Source organism: Marinifilum fragile JCM 15579, assembly GCF_001310955.1.
In the GTDB taxonomy this organism is placed as follows: Bacteria; Bacteroidota; Bacteroidia; order Bacteroidales; family Marinifilaceae; genus Marinifilum; species Marinifilum fragile.
The window spans coordinates 38,077-62,799 of sequence record NZ_BAZX01000001.1 but is presented as its reverse complement, the minus strand read 5'-3'; the positions used below and the strand labels follow the sequence as shown (position 1 = coordinate 62,799).

The 24,723-nt window shown below is 36.8% G+C and carries 36 protein-coding genes and 1 pseudogene; 2 read left to right on the top strand and 35 right to left on the bottom strand.

What is annotated here, in order from left to right:
- Positions 1-124: 124 nt before the first annotated feature.
- Complete coding sequence (locus JCM15579_RS00365; protein WP_054714108.1) at positions 125-640, top strand: response regulator; 516 nt, start codon at positions 125-127, stop codon at positions 638-640.
- Positions 641-705: 65 nt separating this feature from the next.
- Here JCM15579_RS00365 and eno read toward each other — a convergent pair whose 3' ends face one another.
- The 34 genes and pseudogenes from eno to rpsL all read right to left on the bottom strand — a co-directional run bounded on the left by eno (position 706) and on the right by rpsL (position 20,175).
- Complete coding sequence (eno, locus tag JCM15579_RS00360) at positions 706-1,989, bottom strand: phosphopyruvate hydratase (protein ID WP_054714105.1); 1,284 nt, start codon at positions 1,987-1,989, stop codon at positions 706-708.
- A gap of 202 nt (positions 1,990-2,191) precedes the next feature.
- Positions 2,192-2,698 carry a 50S ribosomal protein L17 gene (gene rplQ, locus JCM15579_RS00355; protein ID WP_054714102.1) on the bottom strand — a complete coding sequence of 169 codons (507 nt, stop codon included), beginning with the start codon at positions 2,696-2,698 and terminating at the stop codon, positions 2,192-2,194.
- A gap of 6 nt (positions 2,699-2,704) precedes the next feature.
- Positions 2,705-3,697 (bottom strand): DNA-directed RNA polymerase subunit alpha, encoded by a 993-nt coding sequence (locus JCM15579_RS00350; protein WP_054714099.1) that lies wholly within the window; start codon positions 3,695-3,697, stop codon positions 2,705-2,707.
- 21 nt (positions 3,698-3,718) lie between these two features.
- On the bottom strand, positions 3,719-4,327 hold the full coding sequence (gene rpsD / locus JCM15579_RS00345; RefSeq protein ID WP_054714097.1) for a 30S ribosomal protein S4: 609 nt from the start codon (positions 4,325-4,327) through the stop codon (positions 3,719-3,721).
- A gap of 145 nt (positions 4,328-4,472) precedes the next feature.
- The gene (gene rpsK / locus JCM15579_RS00340) at positions 4,473-4,859 is read right to left on the bottom strand and encodes a 30S ribosomal protein S11 (RefSeq protein ID WP_054714094.1); all 387 of its coding nucleotides are present in this window, start codon (positions 4,857-4,859) and stop codon (positions 4,473-4,475) included.
- Positions 4,860-4,869: 10 nt separating this feature from the next.
- Positions 4,870-5,247 carry a 30S ribosomal protein S13 gene (gene rpsM, locus JCM15579_RS00335; protein WP_054714091.1) on the bottom strand — a complete coding sequence of 126 codons (378 nt, stop codon included), beginning with the start codon at positions 5,245-5,247 and terminating at the stop codon, positions 4,870-4,872.
- A gap of 36 nt (positions 5,248-5,283) precedes the next feature.
- Complete coding sequence (ykgO, locus tag JCM15579_RS00330) at positions 5,284-5,400, bottom strand: type B 50S ribosomal protein L36 (RefSeq protein WP_054714088.1); 117 nt, start codon at positions 5,398-5,400, stop codon at positions 5,284-5,286.
- Between the two features lie 11 nt (positions 5,401-5,411).
- Entirely contained in the window at positions 5,412-5,633 is a 222-nt protein-coding gene (gene infA / locus JCM15579_RS00325; protein WP_054714084.1) for a translation initiation factor IF-1, read from the bottom strand.
- Positions 5,634-5,655: 22 nt separating this feature from the next.
- On the bottom strand, positions 5,656-6,417 hold the full coding sequence (gene map, locus JCM15579_RS00320) for a type I methionyl aminopeptidase (RefSeq protein WP_054714081.1): 762 nt from the start codon (positions 6,415-6,417) through the stop codon (positions 5,656-5,658).
- A 21-nt stretch (positions 6,418-6,438) separates the two neighbouring features.
- Complete coding sequence (gene secY, locus JCM15579_RS00315) at positions 6,439-7,782, bottom strand: preprotein translocase subunit SecY (protein WP_054714078.1); 1,344 nt, start codon at positions 7,780-7,782, stop codon at positions 6,439-6,441.
- Positions 7,783-7,790: 8 nt separating this feature from the next.
- Complete coding sequence (gene rplO, locus JCM15579_RS00310) at positions 7,791-8,237, bottom strand: 50S ribosomal protein L15 (RefSeq protein WP_054714075.1); 447 nt, start codon at positions 8,235-8,237, stop codon at positions 7,791-7,793.
- A gap of 29 nt (positions 8,238-8,266) precedes the next feature.
- Complete coding sequence (rpmD, locus tag JCM15579_RS00305; protein WP_054714072.1) at positions 8,267-8,443, bottom strand: 50S ribosomal protein L30; 177 nt, start codon at positions 8,441-8,443, stop codon at positions 8,267-8,269.
- 10 nt (positions 8,444-8,453) lie between these two features.
- Complete coding sequence (rpsE, locus tag JCM15579_RS00300; protein WP_054714068.1) at positions 8,454-8,966, bottom strand: 30S ribosomal protein S5; 513 nt, start codon at positions 8,964-8,966, stop codon at positions 8,454-8,456.
- A gap of 5 nt (positions 8,967-8,971) precedes the next feature.
- Positions 8,972-9,328, bottom strand: coding sequence for a 50S ribosomal protein L18 (gene rplR / locus JCM15579_RS00295; RefSeq protein ID WP_054714065.1), 357 nt, complete (start codon positions 9,326-9,328; stop codon positions 8,972-8,974).
- 18 nt (positions 9,329-9,346) lie between these two features.
- On the bottom strand, positions 9,347-9,901 hold the full coding sequence (rplF, locus tag JCM15579_RS00290; RefSeq protein ID WP_054714062.1) for a 50S ribosomal protein L6: 555 nt from the start codon (positions 9,899-9,901) through the stop codon (positions 9,347-9,349).
- 16 nt (positions 9,902-9,917) lie between these two features.
- Positions 9,918-10,313, bottom strand: coding sequence for a 30S ribosomal protein S8 (gene rpsH / locus JCM15579_RS00285; RefSeq protein WP_054714057.1), 396 nt, complete (start codon positions 10,311-10,313; stop codon positions 9,918-9,920).
- A 72-nt stretch (positions 10,314-10,385) separates the two neighbouring features.
- Complete coding sequence (rpsN, locus tag JCM15579_RS00280) at positions 10,386-10,655, bottom strand: 30S ribosomal protein S14 (RefSeq protein ID WP_054714054.1); 270 nt, start codon at positions 10,653-10,655, stop codon at positions 10,386-10,388.
- 4 nt (positions 10,656-10,659) lie between these two features.
- A complete protein-coding gene (gene rplE, locus JCM15579_RS00275; protein ID WP_054714052.1) occupies positions 10,660-11,214 on the bottom strand; it encodes a 50S ribosomal protein L5 in 555 nt (184 codons plus the stop codon).
- Positions 11,214-11,531, bottom strand: a complete 318-nt coding sequence (gene rplX / locus JCM15579_RS00270) for a 50S ribosomal protein L24 (protein ID WP_054714048.1) — start codon at positions 11,529-11,531, stop codon at positions 11,214-11,216. The genes rplE and rplX overlap by 1 nt, the downstream gene beginning before the upstream one ends.
- 19 nt (positions 11,532-11,550) lie before the next feature.
- On the bottom strand, positions 11,551-11,916 hold the full coding sequence (gene rplN, locus JCM15579_RS00265; protein WP_054714045.1) for a 50S ribosomal protein L14: 366 nt from the start codon (positions 11,914-11,916) through the stop codon (positions 11,551-11,553).
- A 2-nt stretch (positions 11,917-11,918) separates the two neighbouring features.
- A complete protein-coding gene (gene rpsQ, locus JCM15579_RS00260; RefSeq protein ID WP_054714042.1) occupies positions 11,919-12,173 on the bottom strand; it encodes a 30S ribosomal protein S17 in 255 nt (84 codons plus the stop codon).
- A gap of 7 nt (positions 12,174-12,180) precedes the next feature.
- Positions 12,181-12,378 (bottom strand): 50S ribosomal protein L29, encoded by a 198-nt coding sequence (rpmC, locus tag JCM15579_RS00255; protein ID WP_054714037.1) that lies wholly within the window; start codon positions 12,376-12,378, stop codon positions 12,181-12,183.
- Positions 12,379-12,380: 2 nt separating this feature from the next.
- Entirely contained in the window at positions 12,381-12,812 is a 432-nt protein-coding gene (gene rplP, locus JCM15579_RS00250) for a 50S ribosomal protein L16 (RefSeq protein WP_054714034.1), read from the bottom strand.
- 26 nt (positions 12,813-12,838) lie between these two features.
- Positions 12,839-13,549: a 30S ribosomal protein S3 gene (rpsC, locus tag JCM15579_RS00245; protein ID WP_054714031.1), complete on the bottom strand. Its 711-nt coding sequence runs from the start codon at positions 13,547-13,549 to the stop codon at positions 12,839-12,841.
- A 5-nt stretch (positions 13,550-13,554) separates the two neighbouring features.
- The gene (gene rplV / locus JCM15579_RS00240) at positions 13,555-13,968 is read right to left on the bottom strand and encodes a 50S ribosomal protein L22 (RefSeq protein WP_054714028.1); all 414 of its coding nucleotides are present in this window, start codon (positions 13,966-13,968) and stop codon (positions 13,555-13,557) included.
- A gap of 37 nt (positions 13,969-14,005) precedes the next feature.
- A complete protein-coding gene (gene rpsS / locus JCM15579_RS00235; RefSeq protein ID WP_054714025.1) occupies positions 14,006-14,275 on the bottom strand; it encodes a 30S ribosomal protein S19 in 270 nt (89 codons plus the stop codon).
- A gap of 19 nt (positions 14,276-14,294) precedes the next feature.
- On the bottom strand, positions 14,295-15,119 hold the full coding sequence (gene rplB / locus JCM15579_RS00230; protein ID WP_054714023.1) for a 50S ribosomal protein L2: 825 nt from the start codon (positions 15,117-15,119) through the stop codon (positions 14,295-14,297).
- A gap of 6 nt (positions 15,120-15,125) precedes the next feature.
- Complete coding sequence (rplW, locus tag JCM15579_RS00225; protein ID WP_054714020.1) at positions 15,126-15,416, bottom strand: 50S ribosomal protein L23; 291 nt, start codon at positions 15,414-15,416, stop codon at positions 15,126-15,128.
- 10 nt (positions 15,417-15,426) lie between these two features.
- Entirely contained in the window at positions 15,427-16,059 is a 633-nt protein-coding gene (gene rplD, locus JCM15579_RS00220) for a 50S ribosomal protein L4 (protein WP_054714017.1), read from the bottom strand.
- The gene (gene rplC / locus JCM15579_RS00215) at positions 16,059-16,676 is read right to left on the bottom strand and encodes a 50S ribosomal protein L3 (protein WP_054714013.1); all 618 of its coding nucleotides are present in this window, start codon (positions 16,674-16,676) and stop codon (positions 16,059-16,061) included. The genes rplD and rplC overlap by 1 nt, the downstream gene beginning before the upstream one ends.
- Before the next feature lie 39 nt (positions 16,677-16,715).
- Positions 16,716-17,020 (bottom strand): annotated as a pseudogene (gene rpsJ, locus JCM15579_RS00210) (30S ribosomal protein S10).
- Between the two features lie 28 nt (positions 17,021-17,048).
- The gene (gene fusA / locus JCM15579_RS00205) at positions 17,049-19,163 is read right to left on the bottom strand and encodes an elongation factor G (RefSeq protein WP_054714010.1); all 2,115 of its coding nucleotides are present in this window, start codon (positions 19,161-19,163) and stop codon (positions 17,049-17,051) included.
- 31 nt (positions 19,164-19,194) lie between these two features.
- The gene (rpsG, locus tag JCM15579_RS00200; RefSeq protein WP_054714007.1) at positions 19,195-19,671 is read right to left on the bottom strand and encodes a 30S ribosomal protein S7; all 477 of its coding nucleotides are present in this window, start codon (positions 19,669-19,671) and stop codon (positions 19,195-19,197) included.
- Between the two features lie 126 nt (positions 19,672-19,797).
- Positions 19,798-20,175 carry a 30S ribosomal protein S12 gene (rpsL, locus tag JCM15579_RS00195; RefSeq protein WP_054714004.1) on the bottom strand — a complete coding sequence of 126 codons (378 nt, stop codon included), beginning with the start codon at positions 20,173-20,175 and terminating at the stop codon, positions 19,798-19,800.
- 406 nt (positions 20,176-20,581) lie between these two features.
- On the opposite strand from rpsL, the gene fusA2 reads away from it, so the two are divergent.
- Positions 20,582-22,738 carry an elongation factor G2 gene (gene fusA2 / locus JCM15579_RS00190; protein WP_054714001.1) on the top strand — a complete coding sequence of 719 codons (2,157 nt, stop codon included), beginning with the start codon at positions 20,582-20,584 and terminating at the stop codon, positions 22,736-22,738.
- 474 nt (positions 22,739-23,212) lie between these two features.
- On the opposite strand, the gene JCM15579_RS00185 is transcribed toward fusA2, so the two are convergent.
- A complete protein-coding gene (locus JCM15579_RS00185) occupies positions 23,213-24,571 on the bottom strand; it encodes a T9SS type B sorting domain-containing protein (protein WP_054713998.1) in 1,359 nt (452 codons plus the stop codon).
- Between the last annotated feature and the right edge of the window lie 152 nt (positions 24,572-24,723).

Genomic DNA, 24,723 nt, shown 5'->3' with positions numbered 1-24,723 from the left:
ATGTAATACATTAAGAATTATTGTGAGGAATAAAAGTGTTTTATGTTGATTAATTTACAAGAACATTTTTTTAATTGTACATTAATTTTTCTATTTTTAAATATTAATCATTGGGGTATCAGATATGCAAAAAACGGTAAATGAAAGACTAGCTGCATTGCTGGAAGAAATAGGCATTGAGACTAAAAGAAAGATATATTGGGAAGAAACTATCGAATCGATTCAAATTGTTAAAACTCATCCAAACAAAACCGATAAAGACATTAGAGACGTAAAAGTTTTATTGGTTGAAGATCAACCAAGCAACAGAAAAACCCTTGAGGTGTATCTGAAAAACAAGGTTGGTAGAATTGACATTGCAGAAAATGGAAAACAGGCTGTAGAAAAGTTTCAAAAAGAAGAATACGACATTATTCTAATGGATTTACAGATGCCAATTATGGGTGGTATTGAAGCATCTTTAAGAATCCGAAAAATTGAGGAAGATAGAGGGGTTGAAAGACCAACTCCTATAATTGCGTTTACTGCCAATTATTATTCTGCCGATAAAGATATCTCGATAGAAATAGGAATGGATGTATATTTGTCGAAACCATTCCAGTGCAAAACTATTTACGAGCTAATTCAAGAGTATGTTTAAACTCTAAATATTTCAATAAAAAAGGGATCCAATTGGATCCCTTTTCTTTTATATACTTAATTGGATTAGCATCCGAATTTAGCGTTAGCTCCCAATTCTTCTTCAATACGAAGTAATTGGTTGTACTTAGCCATACGATCTGAACGGCTCAAAGAACCAGTTTTGATCTGACCAGAGTTAGTTGCTACTGCGATATCAGCAATAGTAGCATCTTCAGTTTCACCTGAACGGTGAGAAGTTACTGAAGTATAACCTGCACGGTGCGCCATTTCAATAGCATTCAATGTCTCAGTTAAAGTACCAATTTGGTTTACTTTAATCAAAATTGAGTTAGCAGCTTTCAACTCGATACCTTTTGACAAGTACTCAACGTTAGTTACGAATAAATCGTCACCTACTAACTGACACTTATCACCGATCTTAGCATTCAAAGCAACCCAACCGTTCCAGTCACCTTCGTCCATACCATCCTCGATAGAATCGATTGGGTATTTTTCGATCAATTCAGCAAGGTAAGCAGCTTGCTCTTCAGAATTTCTCTTAACTCCGTTTGGCTCGAAAATACTGTAATCATATACTCCATCTTTGTAGAACTCAGATGAAGCACAGTCCATAGCGATAGAAACATCACCACCATCTTCTTTACGACCTGGCTTGTAACCAGCGTTTTCGATAGCAGTTAAGATACACTCGATAGCCTCTTCAGTACCGCCTAGCATTGGAGCGAAACCACCTTCATCACCAACTGCAGTAGAAAGACCTTTACCTTTCAATACTTTTGCTAGAGCGTGGAATACTTCAGCACCCATTCTTAATGCTTCACGGAATGAAGGAGCACCAACTGGACGAATCATGAACTCCTGGAATGCAATAGTAGCATCAGAGTGAGAACCACCGTTGATGATGTTCATCATTGGAACAGGAAGTACATTAGCGTTAGTACCACCAATGTAACGATATAATGGCATACCTGAGTAATCAGCAGCAGCTTTTGCAGTTGCCAAAGAAACACCTAACATAGCGTTAGCACCTAAGTTCGACTTAGTTTTAGTACCATCAAGCTCTAACATTTTAGTATCAACAGCAACCTGATCAGTAGCGTCCATACCAACTAAAGCTTCAGCAATAACAGTATTTACGTTTTCAACAGCTTTAAGCACACCTTTACCTAGGTAACGAGCTTTGTCACCATCACGAAGCTCCAATGCTTCATTTTCACCAGTAGAAGCTCCTGATGGAACTGCTGCGCGTCCCATTACACCGCTTGCTAATGTTACTTCAACTTCGATAGTTGGGTTTCCACGTGAGTCTAGAATCTCACGACCGTGAATCTTTACAATTTCAGACATAACTTACGTATTAAATAATTATAATAGCAAATAATTTTAACTTCTTAATTTTCAACCCTAAATTTCGACATTTTCAAGCAAATTATAATGCTTTTTGCATATAAAACCCATCAAGAATCTACGCAAACGTTACAAAAATTTTTAGGGCATTAAAAAAGGGATAAAGCCAAACTTTATCCCTTTAGTATTATTTAAAGGTAGACTATTCTTCTCCCTTTTCTTCTTTTGTTTCAGTAGCTTCTTCAGCCTTAGCTTCAACAGCAGATTCCTCAGCTTTAGCAGTAGCTTTACCACCACGTCTTCTTCTGGTTGACTTTTTAGCCTCTGCTTTGTTCTCAGTTGTGTAAGTTTCGTTGAAATCAACCAACTCTACAATACACATCTCAGCGTTGTCGCCTAAACGGTTACCAGTTTTTAAGATTCTAGTATAACCACCGTTTCTATTAGTAATTTTTGGAGATACTTCTCTGAACAATTCAGTAACAGCTTCTTTTTGTTTTAAGTAGCTAAATACAATACGTCTTGAGTGAGTAGTATCATTTTTACTTTTGGTGATTAATGGCTCAACATACATTTTTAAAGCTTTAGCTTTAGCAGTAGTAGTTGAGATTCTTTTATGCAAAATCAAGGAAGAAGCCATATTTGCAAGCATAGCTTTTCTATGAGCTGTCTTTCTTCCTAAGTGATTAAATTTCTTTCTATGTCTCATTTTACCTTATTCCTTATCTAATTTGTACTTAGAAATATCCATACCGAAAGTAAGATTCAATGATACTAATAGATCATCTAATTCGGTTAGAGATTTCTTACCAAAGTTTCTAAATTTAAGAAGATCGTTTCTGTTGTACTGTACTAAGTCTCCTAAAGTATCAACATCGGCAGCTTTCAAACAGTTCAAAGCTCGAACTGAAAGATCCATGTCAACCAATTTGGTTTTCAACAACTGACGCATGTGTAATACTTCTTCATCAAATTCTTCATTCGCAAATTTCTCATCAGAATCAAGAGTGATCTTTTCATCAGAGAATAGCATAAAGTGATAAATAAGAATTTTAGCAGCTTCTTTCAATGCATCCTTTGGGTGAATAGAACCATCAGTAGTAATTTCGAAAATTAACTTTTCGTAATCTGTTTTCTGTTCTACGCGATAGTTTTCAACTTCGTATTTTACATTCTTAATAGGAGTGTAAATAGAGTCGATTGGAATAACACCAAATTCAGCATCAACAGGTTTGTTCTCAACAGAAGGTACGTAACCTCGACCTTTATTAATAGTTAAATCTAACTGCAATTTAGCAGAGCTATCCATTCTGCAAATTACAAGCTCCGGATTTAACACTTCGAAACCGGTAAGGAACTTGTTAATATCGCCTGCTGTAAAAGTTTCCTGATCTGAAATGGTAACAGTCACCAATTCATTGTCCACTTCCTCAACTCTTTGTTTAAACCGTACCTGTTTCAAGTTCAGGATCATCTCAGTTACATCTTCGATAACTCCTGGAATAGTTGAAAACTCATGGTCAACTCCCTGAATCTTGATAGTTGTAATAGCGAAACCCTCTAATGAAGAAAGAAGAATTCTTCTTAATGCGTTACCTATTGTAATACCATATCCAGGCTCTAATGGACGAAATTCGAATTTTCCGAATTTATCGTCTGCGTCGAGCATGATAACTTTGTCCGGTTTTTGGAAAGCTAAAATTGCCATAAATTACTTATTAACTATTTATTACTTAGAATACAATTCAACGATTAACTGTTCCTTGATATTTTCAGGAATTTCTGTTCTTTCAGGTACGTTAAGAAACTTACCGCTAAGAGAGGTTTGATCCCATTCCAACCAAGATGCTTGGTTATATCTGGCAGTTGATAAAGAATCGGTAATAACTTCTAAAGATTTCGATTTTTCACGAATTCCAATAATATCTCCGGTTTTTACCGTGTACGAAGGAATGTTACAGATCTGTCCGTTTACAGTTACGTGTTTATGGCTAACCAACTGACGTGCAGCTGATCTTGTTGGAGCAACACCTAATCTGTAAACTACATTATCTAAACGACATTCAAGAAGTTGTAACAAAACTTCACCGGTAATACCCTTACTTCTTGCGGCCTTTTTAAATAAGTTCGAGAATTGTTTCTCCAATACACCGTAAGTGTATTTCGCTTTTTGCTTTTCTTTCAATTGAACCCCATATTCAGACATCTTTTTTCTACGACGGCTGTTACCGTGCTGTCCTGGAGGGTAATTTTTATTTTCAAATGCTTTATCAGGTCCAAAAATTGGCTCACCAAATTTTCTAGCAATTTTTGACTTTGGTCCTATATATCTAGCCATGTTATTTAAAATTTAAATTTTTCTAATAATAGAAACTTTGTTTACTCGGTATTGAACTACAAAAATGCCGCGATTTTTTTGAGAGGATTCAAAAAAAAATAATTCAGATACCTAAGTTAACATTTTTTATTAAACCTTATACTTATTAAACTCTACGTCTCTTTGGAGGACGACATCCGTTGTGTGGAAGTGGAGTAACATCTACAATTTCAGAAATATCGATTCCACATGCATTGATTGCACGAATTGCAGATTCACGTCCGTTACCTGGACCTTTAACAAATACTTTTACTTTTCTCAACCCCAAATCGTGAGCTACCTTTCCACAGTCTGTAGCAGCTTGCTGAGCAGCGTAAGGAGTGTTCTTTTTAGAACCTCTAAAGCCCATTTTACCAGCTGACGACCAAGAAATAACTTGTCCGTTGTTATTGGTTAAGGAGATAATAATATTGTTAAAAGACGAGTGGATATGAGCCTGTCCTACAGCCTCAATCTTAACAACTTTTTTCTTTACTGTTGACTTCTTTGCCATAACTCAATTATTATTTACCTGCTTTCTTTTTATTTGCAACTGTTTTTCTCTTACCTTTTCTGGTACGTGAGTTGTTTTTGGTTTTTTGTCCACGTAATGGAAGACCAATACGGTGACGAACACCACGATAACAACCAATATCCATCAAACGCTTAATATTCAATTGAGTTAAAGAACGCAACTCCCCTTCAACTTTAAAGTTTGCATTAATCGCCTGACGAATCTTAGCAGATTCATCATCTGTCCAATCTTTTACCTTAGCATCATGCGAAACACCAGCTTCGTCCAAAATCTGACGAGCAGCGCTACGACCGATACCGAAGATATAAGTCAAGCTAATTACACCTCTCTTATTTTGAGGCAGATCAACTCCAACAATTCTAGCCATAAATTAAATATTTATCTTATTATAAAATTAATCAAATTATCCCTGACGTTGCTTGAACTTAGGATTCTTTTTATTAATCACATACAAACGTCCTTTTCTTCTTACGATTTTACAATCCTCAGAACGTTTCTTTACAGATGCTCTTACTTTCATTTTTATCGAGTTTAATTTTTGTATCTAAAAGTAATGCGCCCTTTAGTAAGATCATAAGGTGACATTTCTACTTTAACCTTATCACCAGGTAAGATCTTAATGTAGTGCATTCTCATTTTACCGGAAATGTGAGCTGTTATCACATGACCGTTTTCAAGTTCTACACGAAACATAGCATTTGATAATGCTTCGGTAATAGTACCGTCTTGTTCTATTGAAGGCTGTTTAGCCATAAGCTCTTTTTATTTTATTAGTTTATTCTTCAATAAATTCAAAACCGGACAGGATTTGAGCCTTTCCCTTACGAACAACAATTGTATGTTCAAAATGCGCGGATGCTTGTCCATCGGCCGTTACAATCGTCCATCCATCATTTTCTTGGTAGATATCTTTCTTACCAAGATTTATCATGGGTTCGATTGCAAGTACTAATCCGTCTCTCAATTTTAATCCCCGTCCTGGTCGTCCGAAATTCGGAACGAGAGGATCTTCATGAAGACTTTTTCCTATTCCGTGCCCCACCATTTCTCGAACAACCGAGTAATCATTCTTCTCAGCATGCTTTTGAATGGCAAAACCGATATCTCTTAGATGATTACCTTCGACAGCTTTTTCTATTCCTTTATAAAGAGCTTCTTTGGTAACCTTCAATAACCGTTGAATTTCCGGTTTAACTGTTCCAACAGAAAAAGTGTATGCCGAATCGCCATAAAAGCCATTCAACAAAACACCACAATCACAGGATACAATATCGCCTTCTTTCAACTCATAGGAAGATGGAACTCCATGAACCACCTGATTATTAACTGAAATACACAGGGTATTTGGGAATCCATCGTAACCAAGAAACGCAGGTTTCGCACCATTGTCTCTTATGTACTCCTCTGCAATTTTATCTAAGTACAAGGTTGAAATACCTGGAGCTATGGCCTTAGATATTTCACCTAAGGTCCTAGCCACCAGATTATTACTTTTCGACATTAAGTCTATTTCTTCCTCTGTCTTATAAAAAATCACTGCAAAGAAAGCAAAAATATTTTAATAAGCAGCAGCTCCTCCCGGAGTTTTACCTTTTATTCTACCCGACTTCATCAATCCGTCGTAATGACGCATTAATAAATGAGACTCAATTTGCTGTAATGTATCAAGCACTACACCAACCAAAATCAACAATGAAGTACCACCGTAAAATTGTGCAAACTGATTATTCACTCCAGCAATCATTGCAAAAGCTGGTAAGATAGCTACCAAACCTAAGAAAATTGATCCTGGTAAAGTAATACGTGACATCACAGTATCAAGGAAATCGATAGTTTTCTTTCCTGGTTTAATACCTGGGATAAAACCACCATTTTTCTTCATATCCTCAGCCATTTGCGTTGGATTTACTGTAATTGCTGTATAGAAATATGTGAATAACACAATCATTACAAAAAACAGTGCATTGTACCAAAATCCGGTAAAGTTAGATAAGGCTGCGGCTACTCCTGTTAATGCATCGGAACTAGCATAGTTAACAAACGCCATTGGCAAGAACATAATTGCTTGAGCAAAAATGATTGGCATAACACCAGCAGCATTCACTTTTAAAGGAATATACTGACGAACTCCACCATATTGTTTGTTCCCTACGATTCTTTTAGCATATTGTACAGGTATCTTTCTTGTTCCTTGTACCAACAAAATTGTTAGTGCAAAAATGATGAATAGAACAACAATTTCCAGAACCAAAACGATTAAACCACCGCCATGTCCTTCAATTCTTGATCCTAATTCCGCAATGAACGAGAATGGTAATCTTGCAATAATACCGATCATGATGATGATTGAGATACCATTACCGATTCCTTTATCAGTAATTTTTTCACCCAACCACATAATGAACATTGATCCTGCCGCAAGAATTACCACAGAAGATACCGTAAAGAATGTACCTTTTAAAATAAAGGCAGCTTCAGGCAAAGTTGTATGTAAGTTTAATAAATATCCTGGTGCTTGAAGAACAAGGATAATAACGGTTAGGTAACGTGTGATCTGATTGATTTTTCTACGTCCACTTTCTCCTTCACGCTGTAATTTTTGGAAATAAGGAACCGCAATTCCCATTAACTGAATTACAATTGAGGCAGAAATGTATGGCATGATACCGAGAGCAAAAATAGAGGCGTTAGCAAACGCACCTCCCGAAAACATGTTCAACAATCCTAAAACCCCATCCGCTGTTTGAGATTTTAACGCGTCTAAATGTGCCGGGTCAATACCTGGCAAAACCACCTTAGCACCTAAACGGTACACTAAAAGAAGACCAATTGTAGTTAAGATACGAGATCTTAAATCTTCAATCTTCCAGATGTTCTTCAATGTTTCTATTAAACCTTTCATATTTAATCTTACAATTTAACAACTGTTCCTTCTACTGCTTCAATCGCTGCTTGAGCAGATTTCGAGAATGCATGAGCTTTTACTTCTAACTTAGCAGTAACTGTTCCATTACCTAAAATCTTAACATTATCGTTCTTTGATGCTAAACCAGCATTTACTAAAACTTCTACGTCGATAACAGTAATGTTATTCTTTTCTGCCAAGGCTTGTAAAACTTCAACATTAATAGCTTTGTATTCTTTTCTGTTGATGTTCTTAAATCCAAACTTAGGAACTCTACGTTGCAAAGGCATTTGACCCCCTTCGAAACCAACTTTTTTAGAGTATCCAGATCTTGACTTCGCACCTTTATGTCCTCTTGTTGAGGTACCGCCTTTACCTGATCCTTGACCACGACCGATTCTCTTTCTAGATTTAGTCGATCCTGCAGCGGGTTTTAAGTTACTTAAGTCCATATCTATTTATTACTAAATATTTACAATGATTATTCTTCTACGGAAACCAAGTGTTGTACTTTAGCCACCATACCTTTAATTTGAGGTGTAGCTTCATGTTCAACAGTAGCATTGATTTTATTCAAACCTAATGCTTCCAAGGTTTTTTTCTGGCGATCGGTACTACCGATTTTGCTCTTGATTTGAGTAATTTTAATCTTAGCCATTTTCCTTAAATTATCCGTTAAACACTTTATCTAATGAAACACCTCTGTGCTCAGCAACTGTATGAGCATCTCTCAATTCAGCAAGTGCATTGAAAGTAGCCTTTACAAGGTTGTGAGGGTTTGATGAACCTTTTGATTTAGCAAGTACGTCGGTTACCCCAACACTCTCTAATACGGCACGCATCGCACCACCGGCTTTAACCCCGGTACCGTGAGAAGCAGGCTTAATGAAAACCTGTGCTCCACCATATCTTGATAATTGTTCGTGAGGAATAGTTCCTTTGTAAACAGGTACTTTAATCAAATTTTTCTTAGCAGCCTCTACTCCTTTTGCAATAGCAGTGGTAACCTCGTTTGCTTTACCAAGTCCCCATCCTACTAATCCATTCTCGTTTCCTACAACAACAATTGCAGAGAAACTAAAAGTTCTACCACCTTTTGTTACTTTAGTAACACGATTAATAGCAACCAGTCTGTCTTTCAATTCTGCGTCGCTGGTCTTAACGTTTTTGATATCTGCCATAATTATTAAAATTTAAGGCCACCTTTACGAGCAGCGTCCGCTAATGATTTAACTCTACCATGGTATAGATAACCATTTCTATCGAAAACAACACTAGAGATACCTGCTGCAGTTGCTTTTTCAGCAATTGCTTGTCCTACTAGTTCAGCTTGTTCAATTTTATTTACTGATTTTTCAGCGATTTCTTTAATAAGTGAGCTAGTCGCTAATAAAGTTTTACCTGAAAGATCATCGATCAATTGTACTGAAATCTGCTTATTTGAACGAAAAACTGACATTCTTGGTCTTTCAGCAGTTCCAGAAACAGACTTACGAATTCTTCTTTTAATTCTTAGTCTTCTTTCTTGCTTAGTTAAAGCCATAATTTACTGTTTTAGAAATTATTTACCTGCAGATTTACCAGCTTTTCTTCTAAGCTGTTCTCCAACAAATTTAATACCTTTACCTTTATATGGCTCAGGTTTTCTGAATGATCTGATTTTAGCAGCTACTTGTCCTACTAATTGCTTATCGCAACTCTCAAGAGTGATAATTGGATTAGCACGCTTTTCAGTTACAGCAGTTACTTTAACCTCAGGAGCAATTTCCATGTGGATTAAGTGAGAGTAACCAAGAGCCAATTCCAAAATCTGACCATTTGAAGTTGCACGGTAACCAACACCCACTAGTTCTTGCTCAATTTTATAACCTTCAGTTACACCGACAACCATGTTGCTCACTAATGAACGGTACAAACCGTGCATTGCTTTGTGTCTTTTCTCTTCAGAAGGACGTTCAAGAACGATAGTATTTTCTTCTACAGAAACTTTGATTTCGGCATTAATTTGTTGTGTTAATTCACCTTTAGGTCCTTTAACAACTACTGAATTATCTTTATTTACCGTTACGCTTACTCCGGCAGGCAAATTGATAGGTAATTTTCCAATTCGTGACATTTCTAATCCTCCTTAATTAATAAACGTAACACAATATTTCACCACCAACATGCTTCTGACGAGCTTCCTTGTCGGTCATAACTCCCTGAGAAGTAGAAAGAATCGCAATTCCTAAACCGTTAAGTACGCGAGGTAATTCTAAAGCTCCACAATATTTTCTCAAACCTGGTTTTGATACACGCTTAAGATCTTTGATTGCTGGAATTTTGGTTTCAGGATGGTATTTCAAAGCAATTTTAATTACTCCTTGAAGTCCATCGTCTACAAATTTGTAGTTAAGGATATAACCTTTATCCTTAAGAATCTTTGTCATTTCTTTTTTCACGTTCGATGCTGGCACTTCAACCACTTTGTGGTTTGCCATGATCGCATTTCTTAAACGTGTAAGAAAATCTGCTATTGGATCTGTCATTATAATAAAAAATTAAATTGATCCCGATTGCTCGGGACAATATTTAACAATATTCTGATAAGCAATTTTTGATTACCAACTTGCCTTTTTTACTCCTGGGATCAAACCAGATGAAGCCATTTCACGGAAAGTGATACGACTTATTCCGAATTGTCTCATGTAACCTTTCGGACGTCCGGTTAACTTACATCTGTTGTGTAAACGAACAGGTGAAGAGTTTTTTGGCAAACGACTAAGAGCGATGTAATCGCCTTCCTCTTTAAGTTTAGCTCTTTTAGCTGCGTATTTTTCAACTAATTTCTGACGCTTAACTTCGCGAGCTTTCATTGATTCTTTAGCCATCGTCTTATTTTTTTAGATTTTTAAATGGTAATCCAAATTCTCTCAATAGAGCATAAGCTTCTTCGTCGGTATTAGCAGTAGTAACGAAAGTAATGTTCATACCCATGATTTTGTTAATGCTATCCAAAACAATCTCAGGGAAAATGATTTGTTCTTCAATACCTAAAGTATAATTACCTCTACCGTCTAATTTGCTCTTGATACCTCTAAAGTCACGAATACGTGGTAAAGCAACACGAACTAATTTTTCAAGAAATTCGTACATACGCTCACGACGAAGAGTAACTGTAGTACCAATTGGCATACCTTTACGAAGCTTAAAGTTCGAAATATCCTTTGATGAGATAGTCTGAACTGCTTTCTGACCTGTAATGGCAGTCAATTCGTTTACAGAGAATTCAAGTAATTTTTTATCAGCAATTGCCTGACCAACACCTTGGTTAATTACTATCTTCGTTAATTTAGGTGCTTGCATTACAGTTTTGTAATCGAATTCCTTCATTAAAGCAGGAACTATCTCTTCTGCATACTGTTTTTTAAGAGTCGGTATATAGCTCATTACTTAATCTCCTCCCCTGACTTTTTAGAGTATCTAACTAATTTATTGTTGTCGCCCATTTTTCTACCGATACGGGTAGCTTTTCCTGTTGAAGGATCTTTCACATTTAAATTAGAAATGTGAATTGGAGCTTCTTTTTTAACGATACCACCTTGAGGATTCTCAGCGTTTGGCTTGGTGTGTTTAGAAATCATGTTAACACCTTCAACGATCGCACGTTGCTTGTCAACAAGAACCTCTAATACTTTACCTTCCTGTCCTTTTGATTCCCCAGCGTTTACAATAACGGTATCACCCTTTTTAATATGTAACTTCATTGTTCTAGGTTTACAAAGATTATAAAACTTCTGGTGCTAAAGAAACGATCTTCATGTTAGTTTCACGTAACTCTCTTGCAACAGGTCCAAAAATACGGGTTCCTCTCATTTCACCAGCAGTGTTCAACAAAACACATGCGTTATCATCGAAGCGAATATAAGATCCGTCTTGTCTTCTAATCTCTTTTTTGGTGCGAACAACAACTGCTTTTGTTACTGTTCCTTTTTTCATATCGGAACCGGCGATAGCGTTCTTCACGGTAACCACAATTTTATCTCCAATTGAAGCATAACGTTTTTTGGTACCGCCTAACACGCGGATACAAAGTACTTCCTTTGCTCCACTGTTATCAGCTACTAATAGTCTACTTTCTGTTTGTATCATGATTACTTAGCTCTTTCAATAATTTCCACTAATCTCCAACTCTTATTTTTACTTAAAGGTCGGGTTTCCATGATTTTTACGGTATCACCTTCGTTACAGGTGTTTTCCTCATCGTGAGCAGTGAATTTTTTGGTTTTGTTCACAAATTTACCGTAAATCGGGTGTTTTTCCTTTGTGTGAACTGCAACAGTAATGGATTTTTCCATTTTGTTGCTAACCACAACCCCGATACGCTCTTTTCTAAGATTTCTTTCCATCACTTTTTTACTTTTCAGTTAATTGTCTCTGACGTAACTCTGTCATTAATTTGGCAATGTTGCGTCTCGTTTCCTTAATTTGCAAAGGATTTTCCAAAGGTGAAATAGCGTGATTTAGTCTGAAGCGAGTTAATGATGCTCTTTCAGCATCCAACTTTTCTACTATTTCCTGTGTTGTTAACTCTTTAATTTCTGAATTCTTCATGATTAATCATTTGAACTTTCAACATAATCACGTCTTACGACAAACTTTGTAGTAACAGGTAATTTTTGAGCTGCAAGACGCAATGCCTCTTTAGCTACTTCGTAAGGAACACCCTCACATTCGAATAACATTCTTCCTGGTGAAACAGGAGCAACGAATCCTTCTGGAGAACCCTTACCCTTACCCATACGTACCTCTGCAGGCTTCTTAGTGATCGGCTTATCTGGGAAAATACGAATCCAGATTTGACCTTGTCTCTGCATATATCGGGTTACTGCCACACGAGCAGCTTCAATTTGACGACCAGTAATCCACTTTTCTTCAAGTGACTTGATCCCAAAAGATCCAAATGCTAACTCAGTACCGCGATTAGCGTTACCTTTCATTCTTCCCTTTTGTTGTCTTCTAAATTTTGTCCTTTTTGGTTGTAACATCGTACTAATTCTTTAAAATTTAAAGACTACTTCTTTTTTCTTCTATTAAAACCACCTTTTCCTTTTGGACCACGGCTGTCTTTCATGCCAGCATTTGGTGTAAGATCACGTTTTCCGTAAACTTCACCTTTACAGATCCAAACTTTGATACCGATCAAACCGTAAGTAGTCAAAGCTTCAGCTTGACAGTAATCGATATCAGCTCTTAAGGTATGAAGTGGGGTACGTCCTTCTTTATACATTTCAGCACGTGCCATTTCCGCTCCATTCAAACGGCCAGAAATCTGAACTTTGATTCCTTCAGCACCCATTCTCATAGTAGAAGCAATAGCCATCTTAATTGCTCTTCTGTAGGCGATACGGCCTTCAATCTGACGAGCAATATTATTAGCAACGATTACAGCATCCATTTCTGGACGTTTAATCTCGAAGATATTAATTTGTACTTCCTTATCTGTAATCTTCTTCAACTCTTCTTTCAACTTGTCAACTTCTTGACCACCTTTCCCGATAATGATACCTGGACGAGCAGTGTTGATAGTGATAGTGATTAATTTAAGAGTTCTTTCGATAATGATTTTAGAAATACTTGCTTTAGCTAAACGAGCATTTAGGTACTTTCTAATTTTGGTATCTTCAACAAGCTTATCGCCGTAGTTTTTTCCGCCAAACCAGTTAGAATCCCATCCTCTGATGATTCCTAGTCTATTTCCTATTGGATTTACTTTTTGTCCCATTCTAACTATTCTTTTGTATTATCGGCAGTTTTGCTACCCAATAATATAGTTACATGATTTGATCTTTTTCTAATTCTATGTGCTCTCCCTTGAGGAGCTGGTCTTAGACGTTTAAGGATTCTTGCTGAATCAACACAAATTTCTTTGATGTATAATTCATTTTCCTCAATTCTTTGACCTTCGTTCTTTGCTTGCCAGTTAGCAATCGCAGAAAGCAATAGTTTTTCTACGCGAATCGATGCTTCTTTCGGACTGAAACGAAGTACATCTAAAGCTCGGTTCACCTCCATACCTCTTACCATATCGGCAACAAGTCTCATTTTTCGAGGCGAAGTAGGAACATTTTTCAAGCTAGCAAATGCTTTGCTCTTTTTTTCCTCCTTTATTTGGTTTGCTCTTATTCTTTTTCTTGCACCCATTTTTACAAATTCAAAATGTTAAATTAAAACGACCCGCTTATTTTTTCTTCTTATCAGCGTGTCCTCTAAAAGTACGAGTTGGGGCAAATTCACCTAATTTATGACCTACCATGTTTTCAGTAACATAAACAGGAATGAATTTGTTTCCGTTGTGAACGGCAATCGTGTGACCTACGAAATCTGGAGAGATCATAGAACGACGTGACCAGGTTTTAATCACAGATTTTTTACCTGATTCGTTTTGCTCCAATACACGTTTCTCCAATTTGAAATCGATAAAAGGGCCTTTTTTTAATGAACGACTCATAACAATCTAATTAATCAAATTACTTTTTCCTTCTTTCAACAATATACTTATTAGAAGCTTTCTTCTTAGCACGAGTTTTGTAACCCTTAGCTAATAGACCTGTTCTAGAACGTGGGTGTCCACCTGAAGATTTACCTTCACCACCACCCATTGGGTGATCAACCGGGTTCATTACTACACCACGAACACGAGGTCTTCTTCCTAACCAACGAGTACGACCAGCTTTACCGCTTCTTTCCAACGCATGGTCAGTATTAGAAACAGTTCCGATAGTTGCTTTACAAGTTACTAGGATCATTCTAACTTCTCCAGAAGGTAATTTGATCATTGCATATTTGCCTTCTCTTGAAACAAGTTGAGCATATGCGCCAGCGCTACGAGCCATCACAGCACCTTGAGAGGGTCTTAATTCAATATTATGAATTATTGTACCTAATGGGATATCAGATAATGGCATTGAGTTTCCGATTTCTGGAGCTACCTTTTCGCCAGAAAGCAAAGTTTGTCCAACTTCAAGTCCGTTTGGAGCGATGATGTAACGTTTCTCACCGTCAGCATACACAAGCAATGCGATGCGTGCAGTACGGTTTGGGTCGTACTCAATCGAAACAACTTTTGCTGGAACATTGTCCTTGTCTCTTTTGAAATCAATAACTCTATATCTTCTCTTGTGACCACCACCTATATATCTCATTGTCATCTTACCAGTGTTATTTCTACCACCAGTTTTCTTCATTGGTCTTAACAATGATTTCTCAGGTTTGTCTGTAGTTACCTGCTCAAAGGTATTTAAGATCTTATTTCTTTGACCAGGAGTTACAGGTTTTAATTTACGTACAGCCATTTTCTATTAAATATTGCTATAAAAATCTATATTATCACCTTCAACTAAAGTAACGATCGCCTTTTTGAAAGACGCAGTTCTTCCTGCAATTACACCTGCTTTAGTGTAACGGCTCTTCTTCTTACCTTGATAATTCATGGTATTTACAGCCGCAACTTTTACATTGTACATTGATTCAACTGCTGCCTTAATTTCGATCTTTGTCGCTCTACGATCCACAACAAAACCAAAGCGATTGAATTTTTCGCTTTGATCAGTCATTTTCTCAGTAACGATTGGCTTAATTAAAATATCCATTTTTTTAAACTTAGTTTAGTTTAAACATTTCATCAAGTCCTTTTACAGAACTTTCTACAAACACCAAAGTTGAAGCTTTCATAATGTCGTAAGTTGCAAGGTCAGAAACACGAACAACGTTAACATTCTTCAAATTACGAGAAGACAAATATATGTTTTTATTATCTTCAGATAAAACTAAAAGTACTTTTTTATCAGCTACTTTCAAGCTATTCTGAATATTAACAAATTCTTTTGTCTTTGGAGCTTCGAAATTGAAGTCTTCAACTACCATTAAAGCATCGTTTTGAGCTTTGATCGTTAAAGCAGATTTACGAGCCAATTGCTTCAGTTTTTTATTCAATTTGAAACCGTAGTTTCTTGGACGAGGACCGAATACGCGTCCACCTCCTCTGAAGACAGGTGACTTGATACTACCAGCACGTGCTGTACCAGTACCTTTTTGTTTCTTTAGTTTGGCAGTACTACCAGAAATCTCAGCTCTCTCTTTCGATTTGTGAGTTCCCTGACGTTGGTTCGCCAAAAATTGTTTAACGTCTAGGTAAATAGCATGCTCATTTGGTTCGATGCCAAAAACTGAATCATTTAATTCAATTTTTCTACCAGTATCTTCTCCAGCTGTGTTTAAAATCGCTAATTCCATTACTTCTCAATAATTACGTATGAACCTTTAGACCCTGGAAGAGATCCTTTAACTAACAATAGGTTATTCTCTTTGATAACCTTAAGAACTTGAAGGTTTTCTACCTTCACAGTTTTGTTACCGTCGCGTCCAGCCATTCTCATGCCTTTAAATACGCGAGCTGGGTAAGATGCAGCACCAATAGAACCAGGCGCACGTAAACGGTTATGCTGACCGTGTGTTTGTCCACCTACTCCGCCAAAACCATGACGTTTTACAACACCCTGGAAACCTTTACCTTTTGAAATACCCGTAACATCCACATAAGGAGTATCTTCGAATAAATCAACATCGATAATGTCTCCTAACTTGTATTCGTTTTCAAAATCTGAAAACTCAACTAGTTTTTTCTTAGGAGTTGTGTTTGCCTTTTTAAAGTGCCCATCTAGCGCCTTAGTTGTTCGCTTTTCTTTCTTTTCATCAAAAGCCAACTGAAGTGCTTCGTAACCATCAGTCTCAACTGTTTTGATCTGGGTTACAACACATGGACCTGCCTCAATGACAGTGCATGGAATACTTTTTCCCTCGGCACTGTAAACGGAAGTCATTCCGATTTTTTTTCCAATTAATCCTGGCATTTCTCTTTACTTTTTTAAAAAATAAATCTTACTAGATTATCAAACTTTAATTTCAACTTCTACACCGCTAGGCAACTCTAGCTTCATCAAAGCATCAATTGTATTTGCAGTTGAACTGTAAATATCAATCAAACGCTTGAAAGAAGAAAGTTGAAACTGTTCTCTTGATTTCTTGTTCACGAAAGTAGAACGAAGAACAGTAAAAATTCTTTTGTGTGTTGGAGTGGAATTGGACCACTTACAACCGCACCTGTAGCCTTAACTGTCTTTACGATTTTCTCAGCCGACTTGTCAACCAAATTGTGATCGTAAGATTTCAGTTTAATTCTAATTTTTTGGCTCATCTTATTTAGATATTATACGATGATATAATTATAATAATTCAACTTTACCCTTTGCATTCTCTACAACTTCTTTAGCAATACCTTTAGGTACTTCCGCGAAGTGAGCGAATTCCATAGAAGAGTTTGCACGACCTGAAGACAATGTTCTTAACACAGTTACATAACCGAATTGCTCTGCCAAAGGTACTTTAGCATTTACAACACGAGCACCATGCTTAGATTCCATTCCTTCAACCTGACCACGACGCTTGTTCAAGTCACCGATGATATCACCCATGTATTCTTCTGGAGTAATAACTTCAAGTTTCATGATTGGCTCAAGCAACACTGGAGATGCTTTAGCACAAGCAGCCTTGAATCCCATCTTAGCAGCCATCTCGAAAGACAATTGATCCGAGTCAACAGGGTGGAAAGATCCATCAAACAATGTTACTTTCAAAGTATCAACAGTGTAACCTGCCAACACACCATTTTTCATAGCTTCTTGGAAACCTTTTTGTACAGATGGAACGTATTCTTTAGGAATGTTACCACCTTTGATTTCGTCAACAAACTGCAATCCTTCACCTTCGAAATCTGCATCCACTGGTCCAATGCGGAATTGAATATCAGCAAATTTACCACGTCCACCAGACTGCTTTTTGAATACCTCACGGTGTTCAACAGTTGCAGTAATAGCCTCTTTGTAAGCAACCTGAGGTGCACCTTGGTTACACTCTACCTTAAACTCACGTTTCAAACGGTCGATAATAATATCCAAGTGAAGCTCACCCATACCTGAGATTACAGTTTGACCTGAATCTTCGTCAGTTTTAACCTGGAATGTTGGATCCTCTTCAGCTAATTTACCAAGAGCCATACCCAATTTATCAATATCTTTTTGAGTCAATGGCTCAACAGCGATACCGATTACTGGATCTGGGAAATCCATAGATTCAAGCTCGATTGGAGTTTCCTTTTGACAAAGTGTATCTCCAGTACGAACATCTTTAAAACCTACACAAGCACAAATATCACCAGCTTCTACACGATCGATAGCATTTTGCTTATTTGAGTGCATTTGGTAAATACGAGAAATACGCTCTTTATTACCTGAACGAGAATTATATACGTATGAACCAGCATCAATAAAACCTGAGTATACACGAGTAAATGCCAAACGACCTACGAATGGGTCAGTAGCAATCTTAAATGCTAAAGCTGCCAATGGTTCATCAACATCTGGTTTACGTGTTACTTCTTCGTCAGTACCTGGAACAGTACCTACGATAGCATCGATATCAAGTGGTGATGGCATAAATGAGATAATTGCATCCAATAAACGCTGAACACCTTTGTTTTTAAATGCAGATCCACAAAGCATAGGAACGATTTCCATAGCAATAGTTGCTTTACGGATAACCGCCAACATCTCTTCTTCAGTAATTGAATCTGGATCTTCGAAGAAACGCTCCATCAAATCTTCATCTTGCTCTGCTACCGCTTCTACCAACTTCTCTCTCCACTCATTAGCATCAGCAACCAAGTGATCTGGAATTTCTTCTAGAGTATAGTTTGTTCCATTCTCATCATCGTACCATACAATAGCTTTCATAGCGATCAAGTCGATCACACCCTTAAAGCTGTCTTCTGATCCGATTGGAATCTGAATTGGAATAGGATTAGCTCCTAACTTTTCTTTTACCTCACGTACAGCTTTGAAGAAGTCAGCACCTGAACGGTCCATCTTGTTTACAAAACCCATACGAGGTACTTTATACTTATCAGCTTGTCTCCAAACTGTTTCAGATTGTGCCTCAACACCACCTACTGCACAGAAACATGCAACAGCACCATCAAGAACACGCAAAGAACGCTCTACCTCTACAGTAAAGTCAACGTGACCTGGGGTATCAATAATATTGATCTGATACTTATCGCTATTGTAGTTCCAGTAACAAGTAGTAGCAGCAGAAGTAATTGTAATACCTCTTTCCTGCTCTTGCTCCATCCAGTCCATTGTAGCAGCACCATCGTGAACCTCACCAATCTTGTGAGAAACACCTGTATAATACAGAATACGCTCGGTAGTTGTTGTTTTACCGGCGTCGATGTGTGCCATAATACCAATGTTTCTGGTAAATTTTAAATCTCTCTTAGCCATTTTCTTTTTCCTCTAATTGCTTATACAATTATTAAAATCTAAAGTGAGCAAAAGCACGGTTAGCTTCAGCCATTCTATGAGTATCCTCTTTCTTCTTATAAGCACCACCTTCTTCATTGTAAGCAGCAACAATTTCTGCAGACAATTTTTCAGCCATAGACTTACCAGATCTCTTACGAGCGAAAAGAATCATATTCTTAATAGAAATAGAAACTTTTCTTTCTGGACGGATTTCCATTGGAACCTGGAAGGTTGCACCACCTACACGACGAGACTTAACCTCTACGGCTGGAGTAATGTTTTCCAAAGCTTTTTTCCAAATCTCAAGTGGAGATTTTTCTAGCTTTTCAGTTTTAGACTTAACGATCTCTAATGAATCGTAGAAAATTTTGAACGCAAGATTTTTCTTACCGTCCATCATCAAGTCATTTACAAATCTTGTAACCAAAACATCATTAAATTTTGGATCTGGCAACAAGATTCTTTTTTTAGGTCTTGATTTTCTCATTTCTTTTAGTTTACGAGTTATTCGTATGTCAGCTGCCCAAGTGCGTCTTCAACAGTCTCGCGACTATTTACTCAACCAAGTGGGAACAACACCTAAACTATAACTCCTACAGTTACAAACTAGATTTTACTTTTTCTTTGGTCTCTTAGTACCATACTTAGAACGACGCTGCATACGACCTTCTACCCCTGAAGCATCAAGAGCACCACGAACAAGGTGATATCTTACCCCTGGAAGATCCTTTACACGACCACCTCTAATCAATACGATAGAGTGCTCTTGCAAATTATGTCCTTCTCCTGGAATGTAAGCATTCACTTCTTTTCCGTTAGTCAATCTAACACGAGCAACTTTACGCATTGCTGAGTTAGGCTTCTTAGGTGTAGTGGTATACACACGCACGCAAACCCCTCTTCTTTGAGGACAAGAATCCAACGCTGGAGCCTTGCTCTTCTCTTGAAGCTTGGTTCTTCCTTTTCGAACTAACTGTTGAATTGTAGGCATATTAACAATTACTTTTTAATTAAATATATTTTAACAAATTGGTTTGCAAAGGTATTATTTATTTACTAAAAACAACAATCGTTATGTTGATTTTGCAAAATCCCCTTGAAATCAGCGCACAAAGGTAAGAAAAGCCTTTTAAAAGTCAAATAGTGATCAAATAAAAAAATCAACTGATTTTAAATTAGTTCCAACTCACCTCTGCCAATCTTAGAAAAATAGCGCGATAAAGACAAAAATACGACCAAAATTCCTGCATGTCAATTATTTTCCACAAATAGACCTAATGCATATTGCATCTTATTAAAAAGTTAATTAATTTGGTAAGCCTTAAAACCTAAAGCCGGGCACTAACCTAACCCCCGGTTTTGATACTTATTTTATATAAACCCAAAAAAATACGATTATGAAAGTGTATCAATCAAACGAAATTAAGAACATCGCCCTCATTGGCAACGCCGGCTCGGGTAAAACTACCCTTGCCGAATCTATGTTGTTTGAAGGCGGTGTTATTACAAGACGCGGAAACGTGGAAGATAATAACACCGTTTCTGATTATAATCCTGTAGAACATGAATATGGCAACTCCGTATTTTCAACAGTTTTGTATACAGAATGGTTAGGAAAAAAAATCAATTTTATTGATACTCCGGGTGCCGACGATTTTTCCGGAGGTGTAATTTCTGCCTTAAATGTAACCGATACAGGTTTAATGCTTATCAACGCACAGCATGGTGTTGAAGTTGGTACTGAAATTATTGGTAGAAGAGCTGCAGCATTAAACACTCCTCTTATTTTCGTAGTGAATCAACTGGATCATGACAAAGCAAATTTTGAACAATCGATAGAATCATTAAAGACTAATTTTGGCAACAAAGTTTCAATTGTACAGTATCCCGTAAACGTTGGCGCAGATTTTAATGCCGTTGTTGATGTGCTAAAAATGAAAATGTACCAATGGGGACCTGAAGGTGGAAAACCTGAAATTTTAGATATTCCTGATTCGGAAAAAGAAAAAGCGGACGAACTACACAATGAACTTGTAGAATCGGCTGCAGAGAATGAGGAAGCTCTTATGGAATTGTATTTCGATAAGGGAACTCTTACTGAAGATGAAATGCGCGAAGGGATGAAAAAAGGCATGATCGCTGGTGATCTGTTTCCGGTATTCTGTATTTCAGCTAAAAAAGACATGGGCGTGCGCCGTTTAATGGAATTCATTGGCAATATCGTTCCGTTCGTTACAGAAATGCCTGCTATTCCAACTATAAGTGGAAGAGAAGCTAAATGTGACGTTAATGCACCTACTTCGCTATTTGTGTTTAAAACATCAATGGAACCACATATTGGTGAAGTAAGTTACTTTAAAGTAATTTCTGGTAGTGTTAAAGAAGGTGATGATTTGAACAACATCAATAATGGCACTAAAGAAAGATTATCGCAATTATACCTGGTAGCAGGACGAAACAGAGAAAGAGTTTCTGAACTTGTGGCAGGAGATATTGGAGCAACCGTTAAATTGAAGAATACTAAAAACAATCATACCCTAAATGGTAAAGATTGTGATTTCACATATAAAGAAATTAAATTCCCTGAACCAAAATATAGAACTGCTGTTAAGGCTGCTGAAGATGGTGATGAAGAAAAATTAGGTGAATTACTGCATCGCATTCACGAAGAAGATCCTACCATTATTATTGAATATTCAAAGGAATTGAAGCAAATCATTCTTCACGGACAAGGAGAATTCCATATGAATACTTTGAAATGGAGATTGCTGAACAATGACAAGATGGAAATTGAATTCCTTAATCCTAAAATTCCTTATCGTGAAACCATCACTAAAATTGCTCAGGCAGATTATCGTCACAAAAAGCAATCGGGTGGTTCAGGACAATTTGGCGAAGTGCATATAATTATTGAACCTTACACTGAAGGAATGCCTGATCCTGTAATGTACAATTTGGATGGCAAGGAATTAAAAGTGAATTTAAGAGGTACGGAAGTACATGAACTAGCCTGGGGCGGTAAATTAGTATTCTGTAATTGTATTGTAGGTGGTGCTATTGATACCAGATTCCTTCCTGCTATTCTCAAAGGTGTAATGGAAAAAATGGATGAAGGTCCATTAACTGGTTCATATGCACGTGATATACGCGTTATTGTTTACGATGGAAAAATGCATGCAGTAGACTCTAATGAAATTTCATTTAAATTGGCAGGTCGTCATGCATTTAGTGCTGCATTTAAAAATGCCGGACCTAAAATTCTTGAACCTATTTACGATGTAGAAGTATTGGTTCCTGAAGACAGAATGGGAGATGTAATGAGTGATCTTCAAACTCGTAGAGCTATGATTATGGGTATGGAAGCTGAAAAAGGATTCCAGAAGATTTTGGCCAAGGTTCCGTTGAAGGAAATGAACCGTTACTCAACTTCGTTGAGCTCTTTAACTGGTGGTCGCGCCCAATTCACCATGAAATTTGATAAATACGAAAAAGTTCCTGGTGATGTTCAAGAAGAATTACTAGCTGCTTACCAGGAAGAAATAGCTGAAGCATAATTGTATTTTAATTATATACCTAGAACCGTCTCACTTTCGAGACGGTTTTTTTGTGACCATTATTCAATACATTATCAGGCAGAAAAAGGTTTTGACCTTATAAAAAAATCATTCTATATGGAATATAGTGAGTACATTTAATGAACACAATTATCCTACATGTGCTCAGAATCTTACCAAATAATATGAGATGGTCTTCACAAGTAAGTGTGAACAGTCTTCACAAATAGGTATGAGCGGTCTTCACAGGTAAGTGTGAATGGTTTGTACTTCCAATGCTCACCAATCCCGTTCGAAGAAAGCAGAAAGCATTTTTTAACTTCTAGACTATATAACTTTATAAACTACCCACTCCAAATCATACAGAGCAAAAAAGTCAAGACCTTTTTGAAAAACATCAAGACCAGATAAAAATAAAGTCTAGACCTTTTTTATCGAAAGTCTAGACTTTTAATTCAACAATTCAAGTATTTTCTATTTCCTAATCAGCATAAAGGATCCTTTCTTGGTATACTTTTTGGTTTTCTCCTCTCTTCCAACTGCAGTAATCACATAAAAGTAGGTACCAGGTGTAGCCATTTTGCCATTTACTTTTCCATTCCAACCTTCTTCAGGATTTCTCCATTCATACACAACTCTTCCCCAACGGTTAAAAACAATAGCATGAAAACTCTCTAAAGATTGAGATTTAATCCTCCAAACATCATTCCTACCATCTCCATTTGGTGTAAATACATTTGGAACTTGAACTAAAGAAGTGTCTACCACAATTGGGGTACTTAACGTCATACTATCCTTACAAACCTCAGGCCCTTTATCCGACTTAACAATTAGTTTTACCAGATACTTTCCTGGGTGCTCATAGGTAAAATCAAACGGATCTTTATCATCTGCCAATAAAATACCATCCGTCAACAAACGATCTTCATCTTTAGTTGCTTCCTCAGGTACTCTTTCAACATCCTGATACAAGTACCACTCATATTCTGTAGCATTAATAGAGTTATTTGTAAATTTCACCTCTAGTGGCGCCTCTCCCTTCTCTGGCACAACCGAAAAATCAGCTTTAACTTTATAGGTTTTAGATACAATTGGCTTGGATGTAAAATCACATCCATATTGATCAGTAACAAGCAACTGGTACGTTTTATCCACTTCATTTGCTTCCTCATCGATAAAACTCTTATTAACATTATTGAAAGGTAAAGTGTTTAAAACTTCACCTGCAGTTAATAATTCCTGATTATCTCTTATCAAAGAAAACTTTAATTCTACACCTCCATCAACCAAATTTGAAATCACATTCTTCTTATTGGGCACATTATCGATATCTGTATATTGTAAATTCACAGGTAAAAAAGAAGCCGTAAAATATACTCCAATACAATCCAATTTATCTAAATTCAAACTGCTAGTATTGACATTATTCAAAACCCAAGCTTGATCAGAAACATCAGACTCCCCACTTTTCGAAATAACAACTCTATAAAGACCATCTTCTCTCATTGTCAAAAACGACTCATTCTGATTCGTTTCCGTAACAATAGGCATCGTAAAATCAGAAGTATTAATATCCCACTTGGTCCACTCAAAAGTCCAGCCATTTGTTCCATCCGGAGATGATGCTTTTAATTCTCCAACCTTTATATCACCAGGATCACAAAATACAAAAATTGAATCGTTTGCTGAAATGCTATACTCAGTTAGAGTTCTGTAACTAGCCTTTTCGGCAGATATCTGAGCATTTACATTCTCCGCAAAAATCGCAGAAAACATTACAACAAAAGCAATAAGAAACTTAACGGAATATCTAAAATCGGATTTGATTATCATCTTTATCTGGGACATTTAATTTTCATATCTTAATTTACAATATTAAAAAAAATTAAGCCGTTTTTTCCATATTAATGAATTAACTTGTGCCTTAATTTGCAAAAAGAATTCAATATTAATACACAAGTGTTATTTTTGACACTCGAAATTTA

Bases quoted from the DNA above. Each gene is read 5' to 3' on its own strand.
- rpsC (WP_054714031.1), bottom strand. From the start codon at position 13,549: ATGGGACAAAAAGTAAATCCAATAGGAAATAGACTAGGAATCATCAGA.
- rplN (WP_054714045.1), bottom strand. From the start codon at position 11,916: ATGATACAAACAGAAAGTAGACTATTAGTAGCTGATAACAGTGGAGCA.
- JCM15579_RS00350 (WP_054714099.1), bottom strand. From the start codon at position 3,697: ATGGCAATTTTAGCTTTCCAAAAACCGGACAAAGTTATCATGCTCGAC.
- rpsS (WP_054714025.1), bottom strand. From the start codon at position 14,275: ATGAGTCGTTCATTAAAAAAAGGCCCTTTTATCGATTTCAAATTGGAG.
- rpsL (WP_054714004.1), bottom strand. From the start codon at position 20,175: ATGCCTACAATTCAACAGTTAGTTCGAAAAGGAAGAACCAAGCTTCAA.
- JCM15579_RS00365 (WP_054714108.1), top strand. From the start codon at position 125: ATGCAAAAAACGGTAAATGAAAGACTAGCTGCATTGCTGGAAGAAATA.
- rpsE (WP_054714068.1), bottom strand. From the start codon at position 8,966: ATGGCAGATATCAAAAACGTTAAGACCAGCGACGCAGAATTGAAAGAC.
- rplB (WP_054714023.1), bottom strand. From the start codon at position 15,119: ATGGCTGTACGTAAATTAAAACCTGTAACTCCTGGTCAAAGAAATAAG.
- rpmD (WP_054714072.1), bottom strand. From the start codon at position 8,443: ATGGCTAAGATTAAAATTACTCAAATCAAGAGCAAAATCGGTAGTACC.
- rpmC (WP_054714037.1), bottom strand. From the start codon at position 12,378: ATGAAGAATTCAGAAATTAAAGAGTTAACAACACAGGAAATAGTAGAA.
- infA (WP_054714084.1), bottom strand. From the start codon at position 5,633: ATGGCTAAACAGCCTTCAATAGAACAAGACGGTACTATTACCGAAGCA.
- fusA (WP_054714010.1), bottom strand. From the start codon at position 19,163: ATGGCTAAGAGAGATTTAAAATTTACCAGAAACATTGGTATTATGGCA.
- rplP (WP_054714034.1), bottom strand. From the start codon at position 12,812: ATGTTACAACCAAAAAGGACAAAATTTAGAAGACAACAAAAGGGAAGA.
- rplD (WP_054714017.1), bottom strand. From the start codon at position 16,059: ATGGAATTAGCGATTTTAAACACAGCTGGAGAAGATACTGGTAGAAAA.
- rplE (WP_054714052.1), bottom strand. From the start codon at position 11,214: ATGAGCTATATACCGACTCTTAAAAAACAGTATGCAGAAGAGATAGTT.
- rpsN (WP_054714054.1), bottom strand. From the start codon at position 10,655: ATGGCTAAAGAATCAATGAAAGCTCGCGAAGTTAAGCGTCAGAAATTA.
- fusA2 (WP_054714001.1), top strand. From the start codon at position 20,582: ATGAAAGTGTATCAATCAAACGAAATTAAGAACATCGCCCTCATTGGC.
- rplW (WP_054714020.1), bottom strand. From the start codon at position 15,416: ATGGATATTTTAATTAAGCCAATCGTTACTGAGAAAATGACTGATCAA.
- rpsD (WP_054714097.1), bottom strand. From the start codon at position 4,327: ATGGCTAGATATATAGGACCAAAGTCAAAAATTGCTAGAAAATTTGGT.
- rplQ (WP_054714102.1), bottom strand. From the start codon at position 2,698: ATGAGACATAGAAAGAAATTTAATCACTTAGGAAGAAAGACAGCTCAT.
- rpsG (WP_054714007.1), bottom strand. From the start codon at position 19,671: ATGAGAAAATCAAGACCTAAAAAAAGAATCTTGTTGCCAGATCCAAAA.
- rplO (WP_054714075.1), bottom strand. From the start codon at position 8,237: ATGGACTTAAGTAACTTAAAACCCGCTGCAGGATCGACTAAATCTAGA.
- rpsK (WP_054714094.1), bottom strand. From the start codon at position 4,859: ATGGCAAAGAAGTCAACAGTAAAGAAAAAAGTTGTTAAGATTGAGGCT.
- JCM15579_RS00185 (WP_054713998.1), bottom strand. From the start codon at position 24,571: ATGATAATCAAATCCGATTTTAGATATTCCGTTAAGTTTCTTATTGCT.
- rplF (WP_054714062.1), bottom strand. From the start codon at position 9,901: ATGTCACGAATTGGAAAATTACCTATCAATTTGCCTGCCGGAGTAAGC.
- eno (WP_054714105.1), bottom strand. From the start codon at position 1,989: ATGTCTGAAATTGTAAAGATTCACGGTCGTGAGATTCTAGACTCACGT.
- rplC (WP_054714013.1), bottom strand. From the start codon at position 16,676: ATGCCAGGATTAATTGGAAAAAAAATCGGAATGACTTCCGTTTACAGT.
- rpsM (WP_054714091.1), bottom strand. From the start codon at position 5,247: ATGGCTAGAATTGTTGGAGTTGATCTGCCTCAAAATAAGAGAGGTGTA.
- rplX (WP_054714048.1), bottom strand. From the start codon at position 11,531: ATGAAGTTACATATTAAAAAGGGTGATACCGTTATTGTAAACGCTGGG.
- rplV (WP_054714028.1), bottom strand. From the start codon at position 13,968: ATGGGTGCAAGAAAAAGAATAAGAGCAAACCAAATAAAGGAGGAAAAA.
- ykgO (WP_054714088.1), bottom strand. From the start codon at position 5,400: ATGAAAGTAAGAGCATCTGTAAAGAAACGTTCTGAGGATTGTAAAATC.
- secY (WP_054714078.1), bottom strand. From the start codon at position 7,782: ATGAAAGGTTTAATAGAAACATTGAAGAACATCTGGAAGATTGAAGAT.
- rplR (WP_054714065.1), bottom strand. From the start codon at position 9,328: ATGGCTTTAACTAAGCAAGAAAGAAGACTAAGAATTAAAAGAAGAATT.
- rpsQ (WP_054714042.1), bottom strand. From the start codon at position 12,173: ATGGAAAGAAATCTTAGAAAAGAGCGTATCGGGGTTGTGGTTAGCAAC.
- rpsH (WP_054714057.1), bottom strand. From the start codon at position 10,313: ATGACAGATCCAATAGCAGATTTTCTTACACGTTTAAGAAATGCGATC.